Source organism: uncultured Kriegella sp. (genome assembly GCF_963975415.1).
GTDB lineage: Bacteria > Bacteroidota > Bacteroidia > Flavobacteriales > Flavobacteriaceae > Kriegella.
The window spans coordinates 204,997-227,351 of sequence record NZ_CAXBGN010000006.1 but is presented as its reverse complement, the minus strand read 5'-3'; the positions used below and the strand labels follow the sequence as shown (position 1 = coordinate 227,351).

14 protein-coding genes and 1 riboswitch are annotated in these 22,355 nt (G+C 40.4%); of the genes, 3 read left to right on the top strand and 11 right to left on the bottom strand.

Annotated elements, in window-relative coordinates; genetic code table 11:
- Positions 1-104: 104 nt before the first annotated feature.
- From thrA to AACZ88_RS14885, 5 genes are all read right to left on the bottom strand, one after another.
- Positions 105-3,491: a bifunctional aspartate kinase/homoserine dehydrogenase I gene (thrA, locus tag AACZ88_RS14905; protein ID WP_339711762.1), complete on the bottom strand. Its 3,387-nt coding sequence runs from the start codon at positions 3,489-3,491 to the stop codon at positions 105-107.
- A gap of 51 nt (positions 3,492-3,542) precedes the next feature.
- Positions 3,543-4,817 (bottom strand): O-acetylhomoserine aminocarboxypropyltransferase/cysteine synthase family protein, encoded by a 1,275-nt coding sequence (locus AACZ88_RS14900; protein WP_339711760.1) that lies wholly within the window; start codon positions 4,815-4,817, stop codon positions 3,543-3,545.
- 192 nt (positions 4,818-5,009) lie between these two features.
- Positions 5,010-5,155, bottom strand: a riboswitch (SAM riboswitch).
- A 133-nt stretch (positions 5,156-5,288) separates the two neighbouring features.
- Positions 5,289-6,545, bottom strand: coding sequence for a methionine adenosyltransferase (gene metK / locus AACZ88_RS14895; protein WP_339711759.1), 1,257 nt, complete (start codon positions 6,543-6,545; stop codon positions 5,289-5,291).
- A 301-nt stretch (positions 6,546-6,846) separates the two neighbouring features.
- Positions 6,847-9,525: a carboxypeptidase-like regulatory domain-containing protein gene (locus AACZ88_RS14890; protein ID WP_339711757.1), complete on the bottom strand. Its 2,679-nt coding sequence runs from the start codon at positions 9,523-9,525 to the stop codon at positions 6,847-6,849.
- 51 nt (positions 9,526-9,576) lie between these two features.
- On the bottom strand, positions 9,577-10,434 hold the full coding sequence (locus AACZ88_RS14885; protein ID WP_339711755.1) for a GLPGLI family protein: 858 nt from the start codon (positions 10,432-10,434) through the stop codon (positions 9,577-9,579).
- A gap of 277 nt (positions 10,435-10,711) precedes the next feature.
- On the opposite strand from AACZ88_RS14885, the gene AACZ88_RS14880 reads away from it, so the two are divergent.
- Entirely contained in the window at positions 10,712-11,326 is a 615-nt protein-coding gene (locus AACZ88_RS14880; RefSeq protein ID WP_089888536.1) for a deoxynucleoside kinase, read from the top strand.
- Positions 11,327-11,363: 37 nt separating this feature from the next.
- Here AACZ88_RS14880 and AACZ88_RS14875 read toward each other — a convergent pair whose 3' ends face one another.
- Positions 11,364-12,368, bottom strand: coding sequence for a phosphatase domain-containing protein (locus AACZ88_RS14875; RefSeq protein WP_339711747.1), 1,005 nt, complete (start codon positions 12,366-12,368; stop codon positions 11,364-11,366).
- Between the two features lie 240 nt (positions 12,369-12,608).
- Here AACZ88_RS14875 and AACZ88_RS14870 point away from each other — a divergent pair, with 240 nt between their 5' ends.
- Complete coding sequence (locus tag AACZ88_RS14870) at positions 12,609-13,325, top strand: energy transducer TonB (protein ID WP_339711746.1); 717 nt, start codon at positions 12,609-12,611, stop codon at positions 13,323-13,325.
- A gap of 33 nt (positions 13,326-13,358) precedes the next feature.
- Here the strand turns inward: AACZ88_RS14870 and AACZ88_RS14865 are convergent, their stop codons facing one another.
- The 5 genes from AACZ88_RS14865 to AACZ88_RS14845 all read right to left on the bottom strand — a co-directional run bounded on the left by AACZ88_RS14865 (position 13,359) and on the right by AACZ88_RS14845 (position 21,411).
- A complete protein-coding gene (locus AACZ88_RS14865; protein WP_339711744.1) occupies positions 13,359-14,624 on the bottom strand; it encodes an MgtC/SapB family protein in 1,266 nt (421 codons plus the stop codon).
- A gap of 100 nt (positions 14,625-14,724) precedes the next feature.
- Positions 14,725-17,100 carry a sodium-translocating pyrophosphatase gene (locus AACZ88_RS14860; protein ID WP_339711742.1) on the bottom strand — a complete coding sequence of 792 codons (2,376 nt, stop codon included), beginning with the start codon at positions 17,098-17,100 and terminating at the stop codon, positions 14,725-14,727.
- Positions 17,101-17,215: 115 nt separating this feature from the next.
- The gene (locus tag AACZ88_RS14855) at positions 17,216-17,743 is read right to left on the bottom strand and encodes an inorganic diphosphatase (RefSeq protein WP_339711740.1); all 528 of its coding nucleotides are present in this window, start codon (positions 17,741-17,743) and stop codon (positions 17,216-17,218) included.
- 84 nt (positions 17,744-17,827) lie between these two features.
- Positions 17,828-20,329 carry a DUF5686 family protein gene (locus AACZ88_RS14850; RefSeq protein WP_339711738.1) on the bottom strand — a complete coding sequence of 834 codons (2,502 nt, stop codon included), beginning with the start codon at positions 20,327-20,329 and terminating at the stop codon, positions 17,828-17,830.
- A 104-nt stretch (positions 20,330-20,433) separates the two neighbouring features.
- Positions 20,434-21,411, bottom strand: coding sequence for a pyruvate dehydrogenase complex E1 component subunit beta (locus tag AACZ88_RS14845; protein WP_339711737.1), 978 nt, complete (start codon positions 21,409-21,411; stop codon positions 20,434-20,436).
- Between the two features lie 181 nt (positions 21,412-21,592).
- Between AACZ88_RS14845 and AACZ88_RS14840 the strand changes: the two genes are divergently transcribed.
- Positions 21,593-22,339, top strand: coding sequence for an electron transfer flavoprotein subunit beta/FixA family protein (locus AACZ88_RS14840; protein WP_339711736.1), 747 nt, complete (start codon positions 21,593-21,595; stop codon positions 22,337-22,339).
- Positions 22,340-22,355 lie beyond the last annotated feature (16 nt).

The following is a 22,355-nucleotide window of genomic DNA, read 5'->3' as shown; positions in this document are numbered from 1 at the left end:
AGGTCTCCTATACCTAACTTCGATTTCAGACCTACTCAATCTGCATAATTATTATGCGAAGCCTATTTCCTTTTCTTAAATTTCCTTGGGCAGCTTAGCCGAAGCTAGCCTTTCTCGGCGATTCGTAATATATCGCCAAAAACGCCCCTTGCGGTAACGGCCGCACCCGCACCGGCACCTTGAATGACCAATGGGTTTTCGCCATACGACTCCGTATATATTTCGATAATCGAATCGGACCCCTTTACTTGCCCCAAGGCACTTTCTTTGGGTACAGAGACTAATTTGACATCTAAAATTCCCTTTTCCTTTTGTAAATTACCATGTAAATCGCCCACATAGCGTAGTACCTGATTCGGTTTTTGATTCTTTTTAATTTCATTGAACTTATCGTCAAGCACATCAAGGTTCTTTAAAAAGAAATCAACATCTCCTTTCTGTAGCGCACCCGGAATCAAGTTCTCGATATTGATATCTGAAAACTCGTTGTGCAAATCAAGCTCTCTGGCCAAAATCAACAATTTACGTCCCACATCGTTTCCGGAAAGGTCTTCCCGTGGATCTGGTTCGGTAAACCCCTTTTGCATGGCATCTTTTAAAATCGAGGAAAATGGTGCATCTACCTCTGAAAAAGTATTGAAAATATAACTTAAAGAGCCCGAAAAAACACCTTTGATCCTCGTGATGTTCTCACCTGACAAATGCAATAGCTTAATCGTATCTATTAGCGGTAAACCGGCACCCACATTGGTCTCATATAAATATTGCTTTTGATTCTTTACCAATTCTTCCCGTAGCAACTGATAATAATCAAAGCCCAAAGTATTGGCTATTTTATTCGATGATACCAAATCAAAACCGTTTTCTACAAACTCAAAATAGTTGGCTACAAAATCAGAACTCGCTGTATTATCTACTACTATTAAATTCTCGAGATGGTTCTTTCTTGCATAGTCAAAGACGTCTTTCAACTCGTATGGTTGCCCCTTATCCTTGATGGCAGATTTCCAAGTCTTGGGAATTCCATTTCTATTGAACAATATTTTTTTAGAATTGGCTACCGCAAAAACATTCAAATCGACCTGTTTTCTTTTTTCAATGGTCTTGGAAGATTTCAAAATTTGGTCTATTAGCGTACCTCCGACATTTCCATGGCCAAAAACAGCGATGTTCACTTTTTTACTGATGCCAAAAATTTGTCCGTGCATGACGTTCAACGCTTTGTGCAAATCAGATTTTTTGACCACCAGACTCACATTTTTGCCCGAAACCGTGTTGTTAAATAGCAAAGGAACGATCTGGTTTTTAATCAAGGCATTGTAGGGCTTATGAAATGTACTTAAATCTTGGCCTACAATAGAAATTACCGAAACCCCGTCTGCCACGGTAATCATATTTATGTCTTTGGATTTAAAATCACCTGTAAATTCTTCTTCCAAAGCTCTTTTGGCACGCTGCGCACGATCTTGCTTAACCACAAGACCGATTCCCCTTTCCGAAGAACCTTGGGCAATGATACTTACGCTAATATTATTAGCTTCTAGGGTCTTAAATATACGGGCATCAATACCCACTTTACCCAAAAGCCCCCTACCTTCTAGGTTTATCAGTGCTACATCTTCAATAACCGAGAGCGATTTGATACCTTCCTTGCTTGACTTCGCACTGATTAAAGTGCCTTCGTTATCGTCGTTATAGGTATTGAGAATTCGCAACGGAATGTTCTTCTCGATCAGTGGAATTATGGTTTTGGCATGTAATATGGTTGCCCCGAAATTTGCCAGTTCGTTAGCCTCGGCATACGATAGGTTCGCAATACGCTTTGCCTCGGAAACATAATCTGGGTTTGCCGTAAAAATGCCATCAACGTGCGTATAATTCTGCAACTCTTCTGCATCTAAAAAATTAGCGATCAAAGCTGCGGAATAATTACTTCCGTTTCTCCCTAAAGTCGTGGTTTCACCTTTTAAGGTCGACGCGATAAACCCAGTGATCACCGCCACTTGATCATCACCTAATTCAGAAAATCGCTTGAGTACCTTCTCTTTGGAAACTGGTTCCAATAGTTTGGCATCACCAAAGGTATCATCTGTTTTAATGAACTGTCGGGCATCGAACAACTCGGCTTTAACCTCTTTTCCAATCAGTAATTTGGTAATCAATTTGGCCGAGATCAATTCACCATAGGCCAATACCTCATCTTTAATTTTCGGACTATAATCACCCAACAGCGAAACGCCTTCAAAGAGTTTTACCAACCCCCTGAATTCATCTGAAAGATTGACATTTTTAAATGAATGATTCTGGTATTTCTCAAAAGCTTCAAAATCTGCTTTATAATCTTCCCCGTTAGCCGCCTTTTCCAGCATGATCTCCAATTGATCCGTACCTTTTCCCCGTGCAGATAAGACTACGGCAATCTTTTCTTCATTTTTGACTTTGTCGGCAATAATTTCGAGCACCCTGCCCAAACCTTCACCGTTGCTTAAAGATTTTCCACCAAACTTTAGAACCTTTATCTTTTTTGATTTTCCGTTTTGGTTAAAAATACCGTTCAGCAGCTTCTGCATCTGATCGAACTCTATCAGAAAAGCATCGTGGCCGTGAAGAGATTGCACTTCCCCATAGGTCACATTGCTATTCGCTTGAGCCAATTGCTTAAAAGTATCTTTGTTTTCCTTAGCCGTAAAAAACAAATCGGAATCGACCCCAATAATATGAATATTGGTATTACTATTTTGCAAGTCGATAAACGCCTGCTCTCCATTTCTGGTAATATCGATGGTCTTCAACAATTGATTCATCAACTTATAGGCCGACAATTGAAACCTATCTTTTAATTTATCACCGTGATGCATCAACCAACTTTCAACGTTGAACACCTGAAGTTCTTTGTTGGTGCTTCTTTTGAACCGTTCTTTAAACGATTCAGGGGTGCGATAGCAAAGCATGGCGTGCATACGTGCATCGTGCACCGGATGCTTTGAATTGATCAAAAATTGCTCTTGAATCTGGCAATTGGCAATAAGCCAATCGGTCGATTTCCAATCTGATGCCACGGGAACAAGATGTTCTGTTATTTTCGGATTCAAAGCGGCCATTTCCCAAGCGATACCGCCGCCTAATGACCCTCCGATTATGGCAAACAATTTTTTTATTTTAAGCTCTTGAAGTCCCCATAAAAATATTTGTGCCATATCACCAGACACAAAATCTTTATAATTCTCGATAACAAAACCATCGTGTCCGTTTCCCGGTACATTGAAGGCAAGTATCGTATATTTATTGGTATCGATACATTTGCCCTCACCAATAATGGCAGACCACCAGCCATCGACTCCAGTAACATTGGAGTTACCGGTCAATGCATGGTTGACCAAAACAATGGGCGCCGAATGCAATTCTTTACCAAATAGTTGATAAGAAAGATCAATAGGCTGAGAGACCCCGCTAAGCGTGGTGTAATTCTTGAGTTTGAGGTGATGTAACATAGTCATCAATTAGACCTTTCGGATATTTTGGCCCGAAAGGTCTGTTTCATTTTATAGTGTTGCGAAAGCCTGTTCCAAGTCTGCTTTAAGATCATCAATATCTTCCAAGCCCACGGACAAACGAATCAAATCTTGACCAACACCGGCAGCATCTTGCTGTTCGGCCGTTAATTGTTGGTGCGTTGTACTTGCCGGATGAATTATCAAAGATTTGGTATCTCCAATATTGGCCAACAACGAGAATATTTTGGTAGCATCAGTAAGTTTTTTTGCAGCTTCGAATCCGCCTTTTATACCAAATGTCACCAATCCACTTTGTCCTTTTGGTAAATATTCATGTGCCAGATTATAGTAGGCGCTACTCTTTAAGCCTGGGTAGTTGACCCATTCAACTTCTTCCCTACCTTCCAGCCAAGTAGCCAGTTCCAAAGCATTTGCACTGTGTTGCTTTATACGAACCGATAAGGTTTCCAAACCTTGAATAATTTGGAAAGCGTTAAACGGACTTAAAGCTCCACCGAAATCACGCAACCCTTCCAAAATCAATTTAAAAGTGAAGGCGGCAGCACCCAAAGCTTCGCTATAGACCAAGCCGTGATACCCTGCGGAAGGCTCTGTGAATTCAGGGAATTTCCCATTGGTCCAATCAAAAGTTCCTGCGTCGATTACGGCCCCACCTAATGAAGTTCCTTGACCACCGATATATTTTGTAAGTGAATGAACCACCAGGTTTGCCCCGTATTCAATAGGATTCAACAGCGCTGGCGAAGCAACTGTATTATCAACAATAAATGGTACTTGAGCTGCTTGGGCCTGTTTTGATATTGCTTTTAAATCCAACACGTCCAATTTCGGATTGCCTAGCGATTCAACAAAGATTGCCCGAGTATTGTCTTGTACGGCTTTTCCAAAATTCTCTGGATCGGCAGCGTCGACAAACGTGGTCGTAATACCCAACCTTGGCAGGGTTACATTCAATAAATTAAAGGTCCCACCGTATAAACTGCTCGAAGCCACGATATGATCACCTGCTTTTAAGAGGGTCATTAAACTTGAGGAAATAGCGGAAGCTCCCGAAGCAAAAACTACGGCCCCGACACCCCCTTCTATGGCCGCTAATCTATTTTGTAAAATTTCATTGGTAGGATTGTTCAATCGTGTGTAAATAAATCCCAATTCCGCCAACGAGAACAGATTAGCCGCATGATCCGTATTATCAAATACATACGAAGAGGTTTGATAAATCGGTACTGCTCTTGTTCCACTTGTTTTGGTAGTATCATGCCCTGCATGCAAAGCATTCGTTGAAAATTTTTGGTCACTCATAATTCTTTAGTTTTATGCATCCTTATTAAAGGGATACTGGTTTTTTAAAAACTCCCGATCTCACGGAAATATAATTAATTCTGAGGCATGAAAGTCCTCAAAAAAAATTAAAAAGCCAAACCCTGCGCCGACCGCAATCAGGTAAAATCAAAAAGTTAAAAAGAAAGAGAAATTACTAATGTAATTTGTTTTTCGTTATCTATTCTTGCCTTTAAGGTTAAAGGTGTTGAATTGTGCATTCAACGTCAAGATAGAATTTAGCACCTTCTTTACGCAAAGGTTGTAAAGGGTTGCTAAGGTTTCAAAGGGTCTATTCCCTCCACCTTTCTTGATAACCATTCAATATATGTTTGAACTTTGGATTGACAAATATAATGGCGGAAAATTAAAATGCAATACTTATTTTCAAATTAATTTTCCGCCCGTATGGAAAAACAGTCCGATTTAGCTTCAAAAGAACCGTTGGAAAGCTTACAATTTAAAAGCGGCCTTAACTTTATCGACCATATCTAGTTTTTCCCAGGTAAATAGCTCTACCTCTTTTTCTATTCTCCCATTATATGGCGACTCGAACACTTTAGTCACCATTCTATGCTGTTTACCCATATGACCATAGGCAGCAGATTCAAGATATATGGGTTCTCTTAATTTTAATCTTTTTTCAATGGCGAACGGTCTCATATCGAATAGCTCGGAAACCTTTGCTGCGATTTCCCCATCGGTTAAATCAACATTCGCCCGACCATAAGTATCTACAAAAATAGAAGTAGGCTCTACTACCCCTATAGCATAACTCACCTGTACCAACAATTCATCGGCAACCCCGGCAGCGACTAAGTTCTTCGCCACATGTCGAGCAGCGTATGCGGCACTTCTGTCAACTTTGCTTGGATCTTTTCCACTAAATGCACCACCACCATGGGCACCTTTCCCACCATAGGTATCAACAATTATCTTTCTTCCGGTAAGACCCGTATCACCATGCGGACCCCCAATAACAAACTTTCCGGTAGGGTTGATATGATAGTTGATCTGCTCATCGAACAAGGCCTGAATTTCTTTCGGTAATTGTGCCTTGACCTTTGGTATCAAAATTGAAATAATATCTTCCTTTATTTTTGCCAACATCGTATCATCATCTTGATCAAAGGCATCATGCTGGGTAGAAATAACAATGGTATCGATACGTTGGGGCACGTTATTATCTGAATATTCAATGGTAACTTGTGATTTCGCGTCAGGTCGCAAATAGTTTATTTCCTTTCCCTCGCGTCTTAAATCGGCCAAGACCTGTAATATTTTGTGTGAGATATCAAGCGCCAAAGGCATATAATTCTCTGTCTCTTTGGTCGCATAACCGAACATCATTCCTTGGTCACCAGCCCCTTGTTCTTCTTTTGACCCTCTATCAACCCCTTGGTTGATGTCTTGAGATTGTTCATGGATTAGTGAAATGACCCCACAGGAATCGCCACTGAATTGATACTCTCCTTTGGTGTACCCGATTTTGTTGATTATCTCACGGGCAATAGTCTGTACATCTAGGTAAGTATTGCTTTTTACCTCACCGGCCAAAACAACCTGACCCGTCGTAACCAACGTTTCACAAGCGACTTTACTTTCTGGGTCGAAAGCTAAAAAATGATCCAATAAGGCATCACTGATCTGATCGGCAACTTTATCGGGATGACCTTCACTAACAGATTCCGAAGTAAACAAATACGACATGTTATTACTTTTTTTTTAAAAAGGAGATTTGAAAAAAAATTGCTGTAGGCTAAAGGAAGTATGATATAAAAATATCAACTGCTTTAGCATTTTTTAAACTGAATAAACTTTGAAATCGTCCCTTGGCACAATTACACCATTTATTCAGAATATTTGAGGTTGCAATCAGTCAAATCCCTCCTCATGATTATGAGCTACAAAAGTATAAAAAATGTTTTGTTCTGAAAGTTATCCGATTGTAATTTGTCAAACAGTATTGAAAATCAGTTTTAATACAACTGCCTATAAAGGTCTTAACTCGCTATATATCATACTTAATTGAAAACAACACATATCTGGGCTGTACGAAATAGGATTGTGTAGAGAAATAGAGTTCATTGGTACTATCTTGATTCAGTATACCGGTATTAAACAGGTTAGTCCCTTTAATACCGAACTCCCATCGACTATTTTGTTGTTGATAGGTTAGATTAGACTCTAAAAAGCTATACCTATTGCCAATCGTATTGTCTTTATCGGTATAGTTATAATAATCATAGTCTAGCGTAAAAATAAAATTCTTTAGGAAGGCCGTATCAAAACGCGCGTAGGGCCTGCTTGTATAAAAGGTTGTTTCACGTCCGCCATTATCATAATTATTAACGTTATATCGATATCCCAATTCAAGATTCGGTGCATTCTTAAAATTAGTAGACAGTGCCCCGGTATAGTTCTGTGTAAAGGAATTCGAGGTACGCTGCAGATTATCTATCAAGTTATTGGTAGTAGACCATGATACACTTCCCCTGACCGAACCTTTAATTTTGCCAAAAGTACGTTCATAACGGCCATTCGCTGACAGCGATTCATCTTCAAAATTGGAATTTATGGTCGATCCGATTCGATTAATGCCCACAATATTGGCACTACTTTTTAGGGCATCGATTCTTTTCGTATAGGTAACATTCCCAAAGATGTTTGTAAAATTGAACATGTTAAAACTGAAGAAATTTAGCGAGAGGTTATGATTTAGGGCACTTTCAAGATCTCTATTGCCCCGGTAAGCCGAATTGTAATTATTGAGCACATACCCTTGCGCAAATTTGTTAACGTCGGTAAATGAGCGGGTCACCCGATAGTTAAACCTTAGATTTTCGGATTTTTTCAGTTGGGCATTGATATATACATCAGGTAGCAATGAAGTAAGATTATCTTCTACGACATTACCCAATTGCTCGTTCTTGACATTGAATTGGTGTAAGGTAAGTCCTGGGTTAAAAGTGAAAATTCCAGATATGACTTTATAATGAAAACCCAAATATAGATCTGAAACATTAAAAGTCACATCATTTTCGTAGTCAGAGCCAGTCATGTCCAACGTATTGCCCCCATCCAAAATTTGATAAATGGCCGAGTTAAAATTCTGATGGTTTTGGGTCGTTCCCAAGGTAAAGTTCAAATTACTTTTGGTACCCAAAACATAGTAGTAATCAACTTTGGCATCGACCTTATTGGTTACCACATTCTTGACTTGGTTGATATTGTATACATTTTGATTCTCATCGACAGGAAAAATACTGGTAAAGGCAAACTCATCTCTTACCGCTTCATAGAAAGGATCTTCGTCTTGGTAAAGATGTTGGGCTTCCACTGCAAAAATATTCTTGTCATTCAAGGTATAGTAGAGGTTGATATTTTGGTTTACCGATAAAGGTTTTTGCTTTTTGACTTCGGAAATTTCATCGGTGATATCCGATATAGAAAGTACATCTACAACCTCGTTATCGTCAGATTGTTTTAATAGTGCGTCATAATCTAACTGAAGATCGGCATTTGGCTTGTACCTGGCACTTAATTTCGCCAACCCTAAGTGTACCGTTTGATCGGTATTTGTCGTTGCATTCTCAATATCGTCACTGGCAATATAGGTCGTGCTTCTTTGCGATTTCATCATGGTTCCGGTGTAGGAATAAATTCCGAACCCACTCAAATCCAACGTCTTGGTAGGAGCATAACTAAAGTTTACTGCCGCAAACTTGGTATCAATATCGTTTGCCCTATTATTCTGGGCCGTAGAAAGCCCCAACCCATCAGAACCTATCCCGATGGAACTACCGCCCCTAGAATTTATATTTCTAAATCCTCCAGTAAAATTGCGATAATCGTTTCGAGTAAAGGGTACTTCGCCCAAATTATTCAAATCCGTTATAATATTTATACTATAATCAGGGCTGTAATAAAATAACTTCGGATGCGCCAAGTACCTGTTATCGGGGCCATAGCCGGCCGTGAGCTCACCGAACCAAAACTTCTTCTTCCCCTCTTTCAATCGAATATTCAGGGCCACATTATCATCGTCATTTGTGAGTCCTTTCAATTGCGACACCTCGTTATAGTTCTTTAATACCTCAACTTTGCTCAGGGCATTGGCAGGAATGTTTTCTACGGCCAACTTTGAATCTCCATCAAAAAAGTCTTTTCCTTCGACCATGACTTTGGTTACGGTCTTTCCTTCTACTTCAATCTGACCGTCGTCATTGACCTCGATTCCGGGTAAATTTTCAAGTACATCCTTTAACTTTTTTTCGGTGCCCGAAACAAACGAATCCGTATTGTAGACAATCGTATCTCCTTTTACCGATACGGGCATTTCATAAGTCACTTCTACCTCGTCTAGTTGGGCAGCCTGTTCTTGCATTACAATATCTTTAATGGCATCGACCTCACCTGCGGTAAATGTAAAAGATTCCGTTTTCAACCCTAAATAGCTTACTTTGACCGTATACTGATTCGCCGTTTTCAGCTTTAATTTGTATTGCCCGGCATGATTCGTAATACCATAAGATTCCAGGCCTTTTGTCGCTGTATTGATAGCAATTACATTTGCCATGTCAACACCCGTTCCTGCACTGTCCTTAACGACGCCCGATAGGGAAATTTCTTGTGCCGAACCAACAAAACTTAAGGCTAAAAAGATGATAAAAGGCAAAGTGATTTTCATCCAAATATATTTTGAAGTAAATAATGGTTATGTACTATTGGAAAGTCAACGCTAAGATCTACCACCGCCCCGCCCTCCAGGACCTCCACGGCCATTACGAAAATTTTCACGCATTTCTTTCATCTTCTCGCGTGAGATTTCGTCATATTCAGCCTGGGTGACCTTCTTGCCTTTACTCGGTGCTTTAATTTCAATTTTTTCTTTTGGATTCATGGTAATTTTTGAACAAACAATAGTGGTCACATCATCGCTTACGGCCAAGATAAGGCCCGGTAGGCCCCAATAACCCGAAGGACCCTGATTTATAGGAATTTCCGGTGTGTACCATGCAACGATAGAAACCTCTTTCTCGATGAACTCCTCTTCCCTATTTTCCTCTTCCTTGTTGTCATTACCCCGCCTTCTGAAAATGGCTCGCATATTGGGGCGCTTTACGGTTTTGACCGCAGTAGCCTTAAATGCAGTATAGTTACCAATCTGTTTGGTATCACTTTCCATCTTCCAATCTAATTTTTCAAGACTATCTTCTATTAAGAATATTTTTCCGAAAAGTTCATTTTTGACCAGGTATTTTTCCTCCTTAATATTTTTATACAAATCGCCGCCGGCACTTCCCATGGCACCAAAACGACCTCCTCGACCACCTCTATCATTGCCGGGCTGATCCAGCTTTTCCACCTCCTCATATATCGATTCCGTCGCATTGAACGCCAGCTCATAAGTTCGCTCATTCGCCTTTTTCATACGCTCCATGATTTCTTTCTTTCGGTCTTCCGGCATTTGCCTATTGCCAAAATCCATATCTACTTGGGTCTTACTTTCGTAAGTCGCATTTCCTTGAAAATCTTGTGAAAGACCTACATGCACGGAAAAAAGTAAAAGAAGGAGCGTGAATATTCTATTTTTCATCTTTTGATTTTTATTTTATTAGGCTTTTTATGAACTCTTCATTCCATTTATGATCTCACATTATGAAGACTTGTTTCATGTTATGAATTCATAACTATGCGGTTGGACTGTTTTAAAAGCAATAGGTTTAATAGCCCGTTGAAAAAATTCAAAATATCTTGCTTCCATTTTTTTTCTTGTTATTCTGGTAAAGGTTTTTACTTCCTATAGTTATCTTGTATCTTGTACTCCCCATAAACTAAATTGAAAAAACACTAATCATAAATCTGAATACCCTATGCATATTGCTGTTGCTGGAAATATTGGTGCCGGTAAGACTACTTTGACAAGACTTTTGGCCAAACATTATAATTGGGAAGCGCATTTTGAAGAGGTTGTCGACAATCCGTACCTAGACGATTTTTACAATCAAATGGAGCGATGGAGCTTTAACCTACAGATCCATTTTCTTAATCACAGGTTCCGGCAAATCTTAAAAATCAGGGAGAGCGGTAAAAGCATTATTCAAGATCGTACCATATACGAAGATGCCTTTATTTTTGCCCCGAACCTACATGCAATGGGATTGATGACCAATCGTGATTTTACGAACTATTCGAGTCTTTTTGAACTTATGGAGAGTTTGGTACAACCACCCGACCTTCTAATTTACTTGAGAAGCAGTATCCCCAATTTAGTCAATCAGATCCATAAAAGGGGGAGGGAATATGAAAACTCTATTTCCATCGACTACCTGAGCCGTTTGAATGAACGCTACGAGGCGTGGGTTCATGGTTACGAAAAAGGAAATCTGTTGATCGTAAATGTTGACAACTTAAATTTTGTCGACAATCCTGAAGACCTTGGTATTGTCATCAATAAAATCGACGCGGAAATCAACGGTTTATTTTAGAACAGGGAGACCTACCCCTTTCAGAACTTTGCGAATTCTAGATAAAACCATTTTCACGGGCGTGTTCGATAGCCTGCTCGCTATTTTCGACCAATAAGACCGGAGTTGTTTTGTATGCTTCGAACAAACCCCTGATTCTTGTCATTTTCTTTTGATGTGTAACGCTCCTCAAGTAAATAGCCAATATTCTATCTGGGTGGGCTTGTGCTATTTCAATATAGATATCGGCATCATGCTCCCCACTATCACCGATCAGTATAAAAGACAGCTCTGGGTATGTTTTTAAGATATTGATGATTTCCTTTTGCTTTTGAGGTTTCTCCGATGCTGTTTTCCGTTGGAAGATGGTTGAAAAACTTCTCAATAAAATCGGTCCTTTGGGAAAATTATTCTCCTTTAAAAAGAATTCCAAGTACCGATATAAATTCCACGGACTGTGACTCACATAAAATATAGGGTTAACCCCTTTCCCTGTCTTGCCCCGATGCAGAAGATGATAGAAGTTCGCAGCACCCTTTAATGGGGAACGACTACCGGCATTCTTAAAAAAAGTATTGAATACGGCCCGCCATTTCAAAAAAGAAGCAACCCCAGTATGTATGATAGTATCATCTATGTCACTAATTACCCCATATTCAGCTTTCTTCGAGGGAATCAAAACTTCCCCCGGAAAACGATTCTGATGCAATATTTCCCGTTTTAAAGAAGTATCATTATACGAAATCTCATAGGGCAACCACCCTTCTTCATTGGTTAGTGCCCTCAGATTTTCAGAAGGCTCGTCCAAAAGATAATACCCGTCATTGTCGGTCATTCCTACTACCGTTCTACCATCGGGCAATCTTAGCGTCAGACCGGTATTGCGAACCTCATCGGTTCCAAACCGTTTCCACGTATTGATGATTAGCTTGAGAATTCCTTTTTCCGCCAGGCCAATCTGTTCATCTTCAAGGGCCCTACCACGGGCGTATATATGTGTATCAGTGCCATAACACTGAAAAGCAATGATCTGTAGCTTATCTTTTTTGTTGAAAAATACCATTACATCAAATATAGAAATAAGACATTAGACTTGACACCAACTGCCACCAACTTTCCCTTCTTAAAACAGCATTCCATTTGACGGCCTTTCCCTGTTCGTCTTTTTGCGTGAATTTCACTCGATCAAAACGCCAGTTCCCTCATTGCTCCTTTTACTGGGTACAACTACATCATACATTTATCACAGCAAAACAGCAACCAACGGCGCAATTATCTTTTATGAACTTTAAATTTTAATAAAATGGAACCAAAAAAGAACCCAACAAAGGACTTGAACAACAAAAGTGGACTTTATTTCGTAATCGGGTTATGTCTCGTTATGCTGCTCACCTATGTGGCATTGGAGTGGAAAACCTATAACAATATGCACGGTTACGACATTTCATTGAATGTAGCCGATGAATTAACCGAGGAAGTTCCCATTACCGTACAAATAAAAACCCCGCCACCTCCACCACCTATTCCTACACCGGTTATCATCGATGTGGTAGAAGACGACACAGAAGTTGAAGAAACGATAATCGAATCTACCGAAACCGACCAAGAAGAAGCAATCGAAGTACTCGATGTGGTGGTTGAAGAAGACGAAGAACTTCTAGAAGTATCTTTTTTGGTTATTGAAGATGTTCCTGTTTTTCCAGGATGCGAAAAGGAAAAGAACAAGGGTCAGGAAGCTATGCGTGCTTGTTTTCAAGAAATGATGAACAAGCATATCAGTAAAAATTTTCGTTATCCTGAAATGGCACAAGAAATGGGAATTCAAGGAAGGGTCAGCGTCATGTTCGACATTCAAAAAGATGGAAGCATCGGCAATATACGTATGCGCGGACCGGATAAAAGCCTCGAAACCGAAGCTGGGCGTATCATCGGAAAACTACCCCAAATGACTCCTGGTAAACAACGGGGTATCCCCGTACGGGTTCCGTTCAGCATGCCCATTAATTTCAAATTACAATAATCGAAGACAGTTACCTTTCAGTGGTGGTTCGAATCAAAAATGCCATGATTCGGGCCATAACCACATGATCAACAAACCCGCGATAATAGAAATTCCGAAAGAAATGAAAATCCATTTTGCCAATTGTCTCGTACCCAAGACTGCGGCCATTATTCCCTTAAATAACAAATTGGCCAACGAAGCCAGTAAAATAAGTTTCCACCCCGTGTCAGTATTGAGTCCGCCATTTTTCATTAGTTGCGAGAGCGAAAGTGTAATAGCGTCTACATCGGTCAGCCCACTAACGATGGCGACCGCATATAAGGCATCTTTCCCAAATTCTTTTTCAGTAAAGGCCACTGCCAACAGTATTAGTCCGTATAAAAGACCAAAAACCAGGGCACTTTTGAATTGAGCCGGATTTTCAGGTTCAGGCATGGTCTCATCAGTGCTCTCTCTATTTATCAAATAAAATAAACCGATACAAATACTTCCCATCAAAAGGAATTGGACGGCCAAAGGAAGAATAATCTGAGGTAATTTCTCTGGTATAACAATGCCTACCTCAATAAGCACTCGAACCAAAGCAATGGCCGAAGCCGTCGTAATGATAAACGCCGCCATTTTATCAAGGGCCTTCGTATTTTTGGTTTTTCGTGCGTAACTAACGGTGGTTGCGGTACTACTAATCAACCCTCCCAATATACCATTGGAGATGATTCCTGTTTTTTTGCCAACAAATTTGTAAATAAAATATCCGATTACACTAATACCCACTATTAAGACCACCATAAGCCAAATGTTATGTAGATTCAAAACATCTAAAGGGCCGAAAGTCTTATTTGGCAAGATAGGCAGTACAATTAAAGAAATACCCACAAACGTCATTATGGCCGTCAGATCTTTATCCTTTAATTTATCTATAAAACTATGCAGATGCTCTTTTACATATAAAAGTACGGCCATTGCTCCACCAACGATAATTCCAATGATTTGACTTCCAAGAACCAAATAGGCACTAATGGCAAACATCAATAGCACGGCTACTTCGGTAGTCTGACCGACATCGGGATCCGTTAGCTTTTTTAATTTGATAACATTGGCAGTTACTAGTAGGGCGGTGAGGGCCAAGCCAAATACGGGTATAATAAAAGGGTTGCCCAGATCACGGGATAGAAACCCAGCGATTACACCCAAAACGGCAATCAATGTAAACGTTCTTACACCGGCCATTTTATTATCGGCATGTTCTCGCTGAAGTCCTACTAAGAGCCCCAACCCGAAGGCTATGCCCAACGTTGTAATATCTTTATAGTCCATTTAGTTCCAATATACTATAAATCAATAAAAAAACCCCGGCAGTTCCGCCAGGGTTAATTCCTTTTTTTGACTCAAAAAATATAAAAATTGGCTTTATCCGCTATTTTTTGATGTCTATCCTTTCTATGGTAACCTTATTATTTTCACCATTCGTTTTGATTGTAGCATTCTCAAAGGCGATTAATTGGTCTTTTACCTCCGCTTGCGTTCCTTTAAAGGTCTTTTCATCAATTACCTTCTGGCCATTCACCACAGTCGAATAGGCTATAGTCGCCTCGGCCAAATCGGGATTATCGACATTCATTTCAATTTGAATTTCGTTTGTATTTTCATTAACCCCCATACCATCAACATTCAAAGCGACACTTGGCGCTATGACCAAGGCAACAACCGACATTAATTTTAAAAGAATGTTCAAAGAAGGCCCCGAAGTATCTTTAAAGGGATCACCTACAGTATCACCAACTACAGCCGCTTTATGGGCATCGGAACCTTTACGGCCATCAGATTCGATCATTTTTTTGGCATTATCCCAAGCACCACCGGCATTAGATTGAAAGATGGCCATTAAAACTCCACAGGTTGTAACTCCGGCCAAAAGACCTCCCAACATTTCAGCACCGCCAATAAAACCAACGGCAACAGGTACCGCTATGGCCAAGAGACCAGGAAGCACCATTTCTTTAATAGAAGCTTTTGTCGAGATCGCTACACATTTATCATACTCGGCCAGTCCATCTGCCTCATCAAAAATTGCACGTTGTTCCGGTGTGGCTTTTGACATGTCTGAATCAACCGATCTCATTACCTCTAACGCTGCTTTCAATTGAGGAATATCCCTAAACTGACGTCGAACCTCTTCGATCATCGCCATTGCTGCACGACCCACAGCATTCATCGACAAAGCAGAGAATACAAAAGGAAGCATTCCACCTACTAAAAGACCTGCCATGATTTTAGGTTGAGAAACATCGATAGCCGTAACATTCGCAACTTTCATAAAAGCCGAGAATAAAGCCAAAGCGGTCAACGCGGCAGAAGCAATAGCAAAACCTTTACCAATGGCGGCAGTTGTATTACCTACGGCATCCAATTTATCGGTACGCTCACGAACTTCAGGGTCTAATTCGGCCATTTCAGCGATACCTCCGGCATTATCAGAAATTGGTCCGTATGCATCAACAGCCAATTGAATACCTGTATTGGCCAACATACCAACCGCAGCAATCGCAATACCATACAAACCTGCACAATAGTGCGAAATTAGAATTGCAGCGGCAATCAATAAAATAGGAATCATCGTAGACATCATACCAACACCCAAACCTGCAATAATATTTGTTGCGGCTCCCGTCTCAGATTGCTTTACAATTGAGTTTACTGGTTTAGTACCCGTACCGGTATAATATTCCGTAATTTTACCTACACCCAAACCAGCAATCAAACCGGCCAAAGTTGCATAAAATATACCCATTGCCCCCATTGGCAAACCTTCAACGGATTCTGGTATCAATGCAGTAATTATAAAATATGAAGCCACCACCATTAAACCGGCAGAACCAAATTCACCGATATTCAAAGCTGTTTGCGGGTTTCCACCATCTTTAACCCTTACAAAAAAGGTACCTACTATAGACATTAAAATACCGACGGCTGCCAGCACAAGTGGAAGATATACGGCTCCAAGACCAGCAAAATCAGGTGTTATAATAAACGCACCCAAGACCATGGTACCTATAATCGACCCTACATATGATTCAAAAAGGTCAGCCCCCATACCGGCAACATCCCCTACATTATCACCAACATTATCTGCAATAGTCGCAGGGTTCAACGGGTGATCCTCAGGAATTCCAGCTTCGACCTTACCTACTAAATCAGCTCCGACATCGGCGGCTTTTGTATAAATACCACCCCCAACACGTGCAAAAAGCGCTATAGAGGAAGCTCCCAGTGAGAAACCAGAAAGCACATTCAATACCAAACCCAAGTTATCGGCGCCCGGCCATATACCCTGATAGATAATAAAAAGTCCACTAAGCCCTAAAACACCTAGACCAACAACACCTAGACCCATCACCGCACCGCCGGCAAAAGCCACTTCCAACGCCTTTCCTAAACTTGTTTTAGCTGCCTGCGTAGTACGTACGTTAGCTTTAGTAGCAACACGCATACCTATGAATCCGGCTAAAGCCGAACAGATAGCACCTACTACAAATGATAAGGCCACCATACCATTTGAACCAACCTCGGAACTCCCCTTAAAAAACAAGAGAATAGCGACAGCAATTACAAAAATCGAAAGAATTTTGTATTCGGCCTTTAAAAAAGACATAGCGCCATCGGCTATATTTTTGGCAATTCGAGCCATTTTGGCATCTCCTACATCTTGTTTAGAGACCCATTTATTCTTTACAAAAACAAACAAGAGTGCCACTAGCCCAAAGGCTGGTAATAATTGAATTACTAATTCCATATGATACGTCGTTTTTAGGTTTTTTTAACGAGCCCTAATGTAGTAAAATTGAGCAGAATAAAAAAAGAGCCTCTTTTTTTTGACAAAAGAGGCTCTTAATTGGAATTTGATTTACTTATATCGTAAAAGTTCGCTTTTTTTTATGATCGCTATTTTCATAGCGCTTCACACACTCGTGATAAATTTGTATGGCTTCTTCGGCGTTGCCCCATCCACCAACATCGACCTTTTTCTTCTCTAAATCCTTATACACTTGAAAGAAATGCTCTATCTCTTTTAATCTATGCGGATTCAAGTCGCTTATATCATTATTATTGCTCCAAATTGGATCCGATACCGGAACACATATTATTTTCTCATCCGGTCCCTTTTCATCGGTCATATGGAATACCCCTATTGGTTTCACCTCCATAACGACCATAGGATAAGTAGGCTCGGTACCCATCACCAATACATCTAATGGATCATGGTCCAATGCCAAAGTTTCAGGAACAAAACCATAATCCCCGGGATACATCATAGATGAAAAGAGCATGCGATCAAATCGTATTTTATTCAATGTAAAATCGTATTCGTACTTGTTTCTACTTCCTTTAGGGATTTCGATCAATACGTCGAATGTTATTTGTTCTTTTACACTCATACTTCTTCTATTTAATAATTAAGGTTAATGTTTTCTATGTTAATATCTATGCTACTTATGTTCCTACTATCTTTTTTATACTATCTAAAAATCAAACCCAAAAGTACCGGTAACACTAAAAGGTCGTGCATTGGGGCTATCTAAATAGTTTCCTCTAAAATTAAAGTCAATGCGCAAGATTTTAAATATGTTACCGATTCCTACCGAATACTCATAATACATCTTTTCATCAGGCGCCTGCAATGGCGTATTTAGACTTGCCGGTGCACTTAAGGCAATATTCTCGTCGGACAGTTGCCCCCAAACCCCTCGCAAACCAATAATCTCTCTCAAATTTAGTTTTCGCACCAAGGGAATTCTGGAAAAAAGTCTTCCGTTAAAATTGTGTTGCAAATGCAGCGACACATAAGTGTCGGTCACAAATTCATAAAAGTCAAGGTTGGGAAAAGTACCATAATTCGAGAAAAATGTTTGGTTACCGGGTATGACATTTAAAAGCCCCAAAGGCACTTTGCCAAAAGTTTTGCCCATTTCAACCGTACTGAACAGCCGACCGAAGCCGCCCACTTGCCACGGCTGACTATACGAAAATTGAATTTTGTTATAATTGAAATCACTACCCCAAACACCATCGATACCACGGGTATAATTTAAAAGCAAGGTACTGTAATTATCGTTCATGCCCCTGCGCTCGACACCGTAACCGATGGTTTTTCGACCAGGCGTATAAATCATCAGGGCATTAAAATCGAACTGTCTTATTTCAGAAGATATTCCCGTTCCTGACGTAGGGTCGACATAATCTAGGCTAAAATCATCGGGCAAAGCCGAACTCAGAGTACGAAAAGTACTGCCCACCCCAATGCGCACATTGGTCCATGGCTCCATTTCAATACCGAAGGTACTCAGGTTAATTTTCGTCAACCTATTGTTTGCCCCCACTGTCACCAATGATGACGAAGCAATACTACGCCCCAACACATCGTTGGTCGCCGTGAGACTTACACCCAGTTGTTCAATATCACTACGGTTACCGCCAGAAATGATCAAGCGGCTTTTGCGATCCAACAAAAACTTACCAGAAATACCGTGCTTGACCTTATGATCGGTAAAACCGTAAGCCATATACCCTTCTAAGCGCCAAGGATCATTTTCTCCATAATATGTTCTTAGGCCGGCCCGTACACGCGGACCTTCTGCCTGATTGTACCCAAAAACGTCGTATACGGATCCGATATCCATATTCCATTTATCTATTTCTACATAACCCGAACCCAATATGCTTACGATATTATAATACGATTTAAACTTGGGAACCGTCTTGAGTGTGTCTAAAAGCTGATAAATGCCCTTCTCATCACTATTAAGGTCTTCCAATCTATTCTTTTGCCAAAAAGCATCATCTTTCACCACTAAATTGGGGTCATACGGGTTGCCAATCGCTTTATAGAACTCTTTTGGTTTCTCTTCGTCAAAAGTGTAACTGTCATATACGGTTGTTCGTTTCCCATAAACACCCCGGGACTCTTCTTTTTTCTGAAAACTAAAATCACTAAGCATATAATCCCTTTTTAAGAGAAAAATGGAATCGTTGACCACATCGAAATCTTGTTCGATATAGATTTCCTTAACCCAGTTGATATTAGCACTCTTGGTGACCTGTAGATTGATATTTTTTATGGCAAAGGTTGAGTCGTTGACCCAAAAATCACCTTTAAATGTCAGTTCGTTTTTACGTCGCGGATAATACACAATATTATAGCACCATTTGTCTTCGATAAAGGCACTATCCCTCAACGCGTAGTTGTAAGTATCTACCCCCGTTCGTGATAACGGACTCGTAAAACTCTTATCAAAAAACTTTAGGTAATTATCATAAATATCATAATCTTGGTACAAATCTGCGACGAAGGCGATAATTGCCTGATTGTTGTCAAAACCGGAATTTTTGTTTCCGATAACCTCTTCTTTTTCCTCATTGATAAGGTTATCACCATGAACTTTCGAAAAAGTCTCGTTAAGAAAGATGGGGAGATAGGTTTTACCTGTTATCCGAGAGGTATCTAAATCTTGAAAAACAAATTCAAGTCCCTTAAATATCTTTCGCTTCATTAAAGCACTATCGATAGTATTCAGGTCGAACTCTATCTTTTCGTACTTGTCAAAGGCGTATTGTTTGAATTTCCGAACCCCATTTTCCCGTTTTTTCGCCCAAATCTTTCGCAAGATATCGACCGCAGGGTTGTTCTTTTTCGATTGTTTTCCTGATATCAGCACCACCTCATCTAACTGCTCCGTCGATTCTTTCAGACTAATTTTCATGTCATAGGTCACCTTGGCAGTAAGGTCGACTTCTTGACTCTCATATCCTATAAAAGAAATCAACAATACGTCATGCGCATTGTCAGACTCCATATAAAACCGGCCATTGTCATTTGTGATGGTTCCTTCGGAAGAATTCTTAAAAAGAACGTTGGCAAAGGCCACAGGCTGCCCGTTTTCGTCTAAAACGATACCACCCACTTTTGTTTGGCCCAAGGCAACTGCAGCAATTAAAAGTATAAATGGAAGAATCAGTTTCTTCATCAAAAATAGGTTGTCTGTTCTGTTATTCAAATACTGTTCCAATAAAAAAAGCTTCGCCAACATTTGGTCGGCGAAGCATATTTTGGTTTACAAATTTGCCTACCTTATTTATACATTACTTTTTTAACAGCTTCGACTACATCGGTATAACTAGGCAACCATTCTTCCAATAACACTGGGGAATAAGGCGCGGGCGTGTCTGCAGTATTTATTTTAATAATGGGCGCATCCAGATAATCAAAGGCATTTGACTGAACATGATAGGTAATCTCCGTAGCTACATTGCCAAAAGGCCAAGCTTCTTCCAAAATCACCAATCGATTTGTCTTTTTGACCGATTTTAAAACCATCTCATAATCCAGAGGTTTTACCGTTCTCAAATCAATTATTTCACAGCTAATATTGTCTTTGGCCAATTCATCGGCAGCCTTATCGGCTTCCTTAATAATTTTTCCAAAAGAAACGATGGTAACATCTGTACCTTCCCTACGAATATCCGCGACCCCTAAAGGAATGGTATAATCCCCTTCTGGAACTTCTCCTTTATCTCCGTACATCTGTTCCGATTCCATAAAAATGACCGGATCATTATCACGAATCGCCGCTTTCAACAATCCTTTTGCATCTGCCGGATTCGATGGCACTACGACTTTTAAACCCGGACAGTTGGCGTACCAACTCTCGAAAGCTTGGGAATGTGTCGCAGCCAATTGGCCCGCAGAGCCCGTTGGCCCCCTAAAAACTATCGGACAGGGAAACTGCCCTCCCGACATTTGTCGAATTTTGGCGGCATTGTTGATAATCTGATCGATACCTACCAAGGCAAAGTTGAATGTCATAAACTCGATAATGGGTCTATTGCCGCCCATCGTAGAACCTACGCCAATACCGGCAAAACCAAGTTCGGCAATAGGTGTATCAATTACCCGATCGGGGCCAAACTCGTCCAACATCCCCTTAGAGGCCTTATAAGCACCATTATATTCGGCAACTTCCTCACCCATTAAATAGATGCTCTCGTCATTTCTCATTTCTTCCGACATCGCTTCCGCTATGGCTTGTCTAAACTGTAGTGTCTTCATTTATATTTGGTTGTCCTTGTCAAACATTAATTCTCAGAATGCTAGCAAAAATAGCAAAATATCTATCAAAACACCGAGTGAAGGAATTAAAAAAATCCATATAATTTATTATGCATGCATAGTATTTTTTAAAAAGTTTGACTATCTTAGCTGCATTCATTTTAAGTCTTAAATATATACTATGAAAATATTAGTGTGCATAAGTAACGTTCCGGACACTACTTCAAAAATAAATTTCACCGATGGTGATACAAAATTTGATGCAAACGGTGTGCAATTCGTAATCAATCCCAATGACGAATTCGGGTTGACACGCGCCATGTGGTTCAAAGAAAAACAAAGTGCTACCGTTCACGTAGCGACTGTCGGCGAAGCCACGGTAGAGCCTACCATGCGTAAGGCTTTAGCTATCGGGGCCGATGAAGCCATACGGATAAATGCAGTGCCTACCGACGGCTTTTTTGTAGCCCAACAATTGGCCGATGTGGTCAAAAATGGCGATTACGACCTTGTAATCGCAGGTCGTGAGTCCATCGATTACAATGGCGGCATGGTTCCTGGTATTTTGGCCACCTTGCTTGGCATGAATTTCGTAAACACCTGTACAAATTTAGAAATCGATGGCACGAACGCCACCGCTATTCGTGAAATAGATGGCGGAAAGGAAAAAATAGCCACTACCCTGCCCCTTGTCATCGCGGGACAAAAGGGATTGGTCGAAGAAAGCGATTTACGTATTCCGAACATGCGCGGTATTATGATGGCCCGAAAAAAGGCCTTGAATGTTGTGGAACCGACGGAAGCTACAAAAGCAACAGAAGACACCAAATTTGAAAAGCCTGCCCCAAAAGGCACGGTTAAACTTGTTGATGCGGATAACATTGACGAGCTGATAGACTTGCTTCACAATGAAGCAAAAGTCATTTAATTCTATATAAATACAA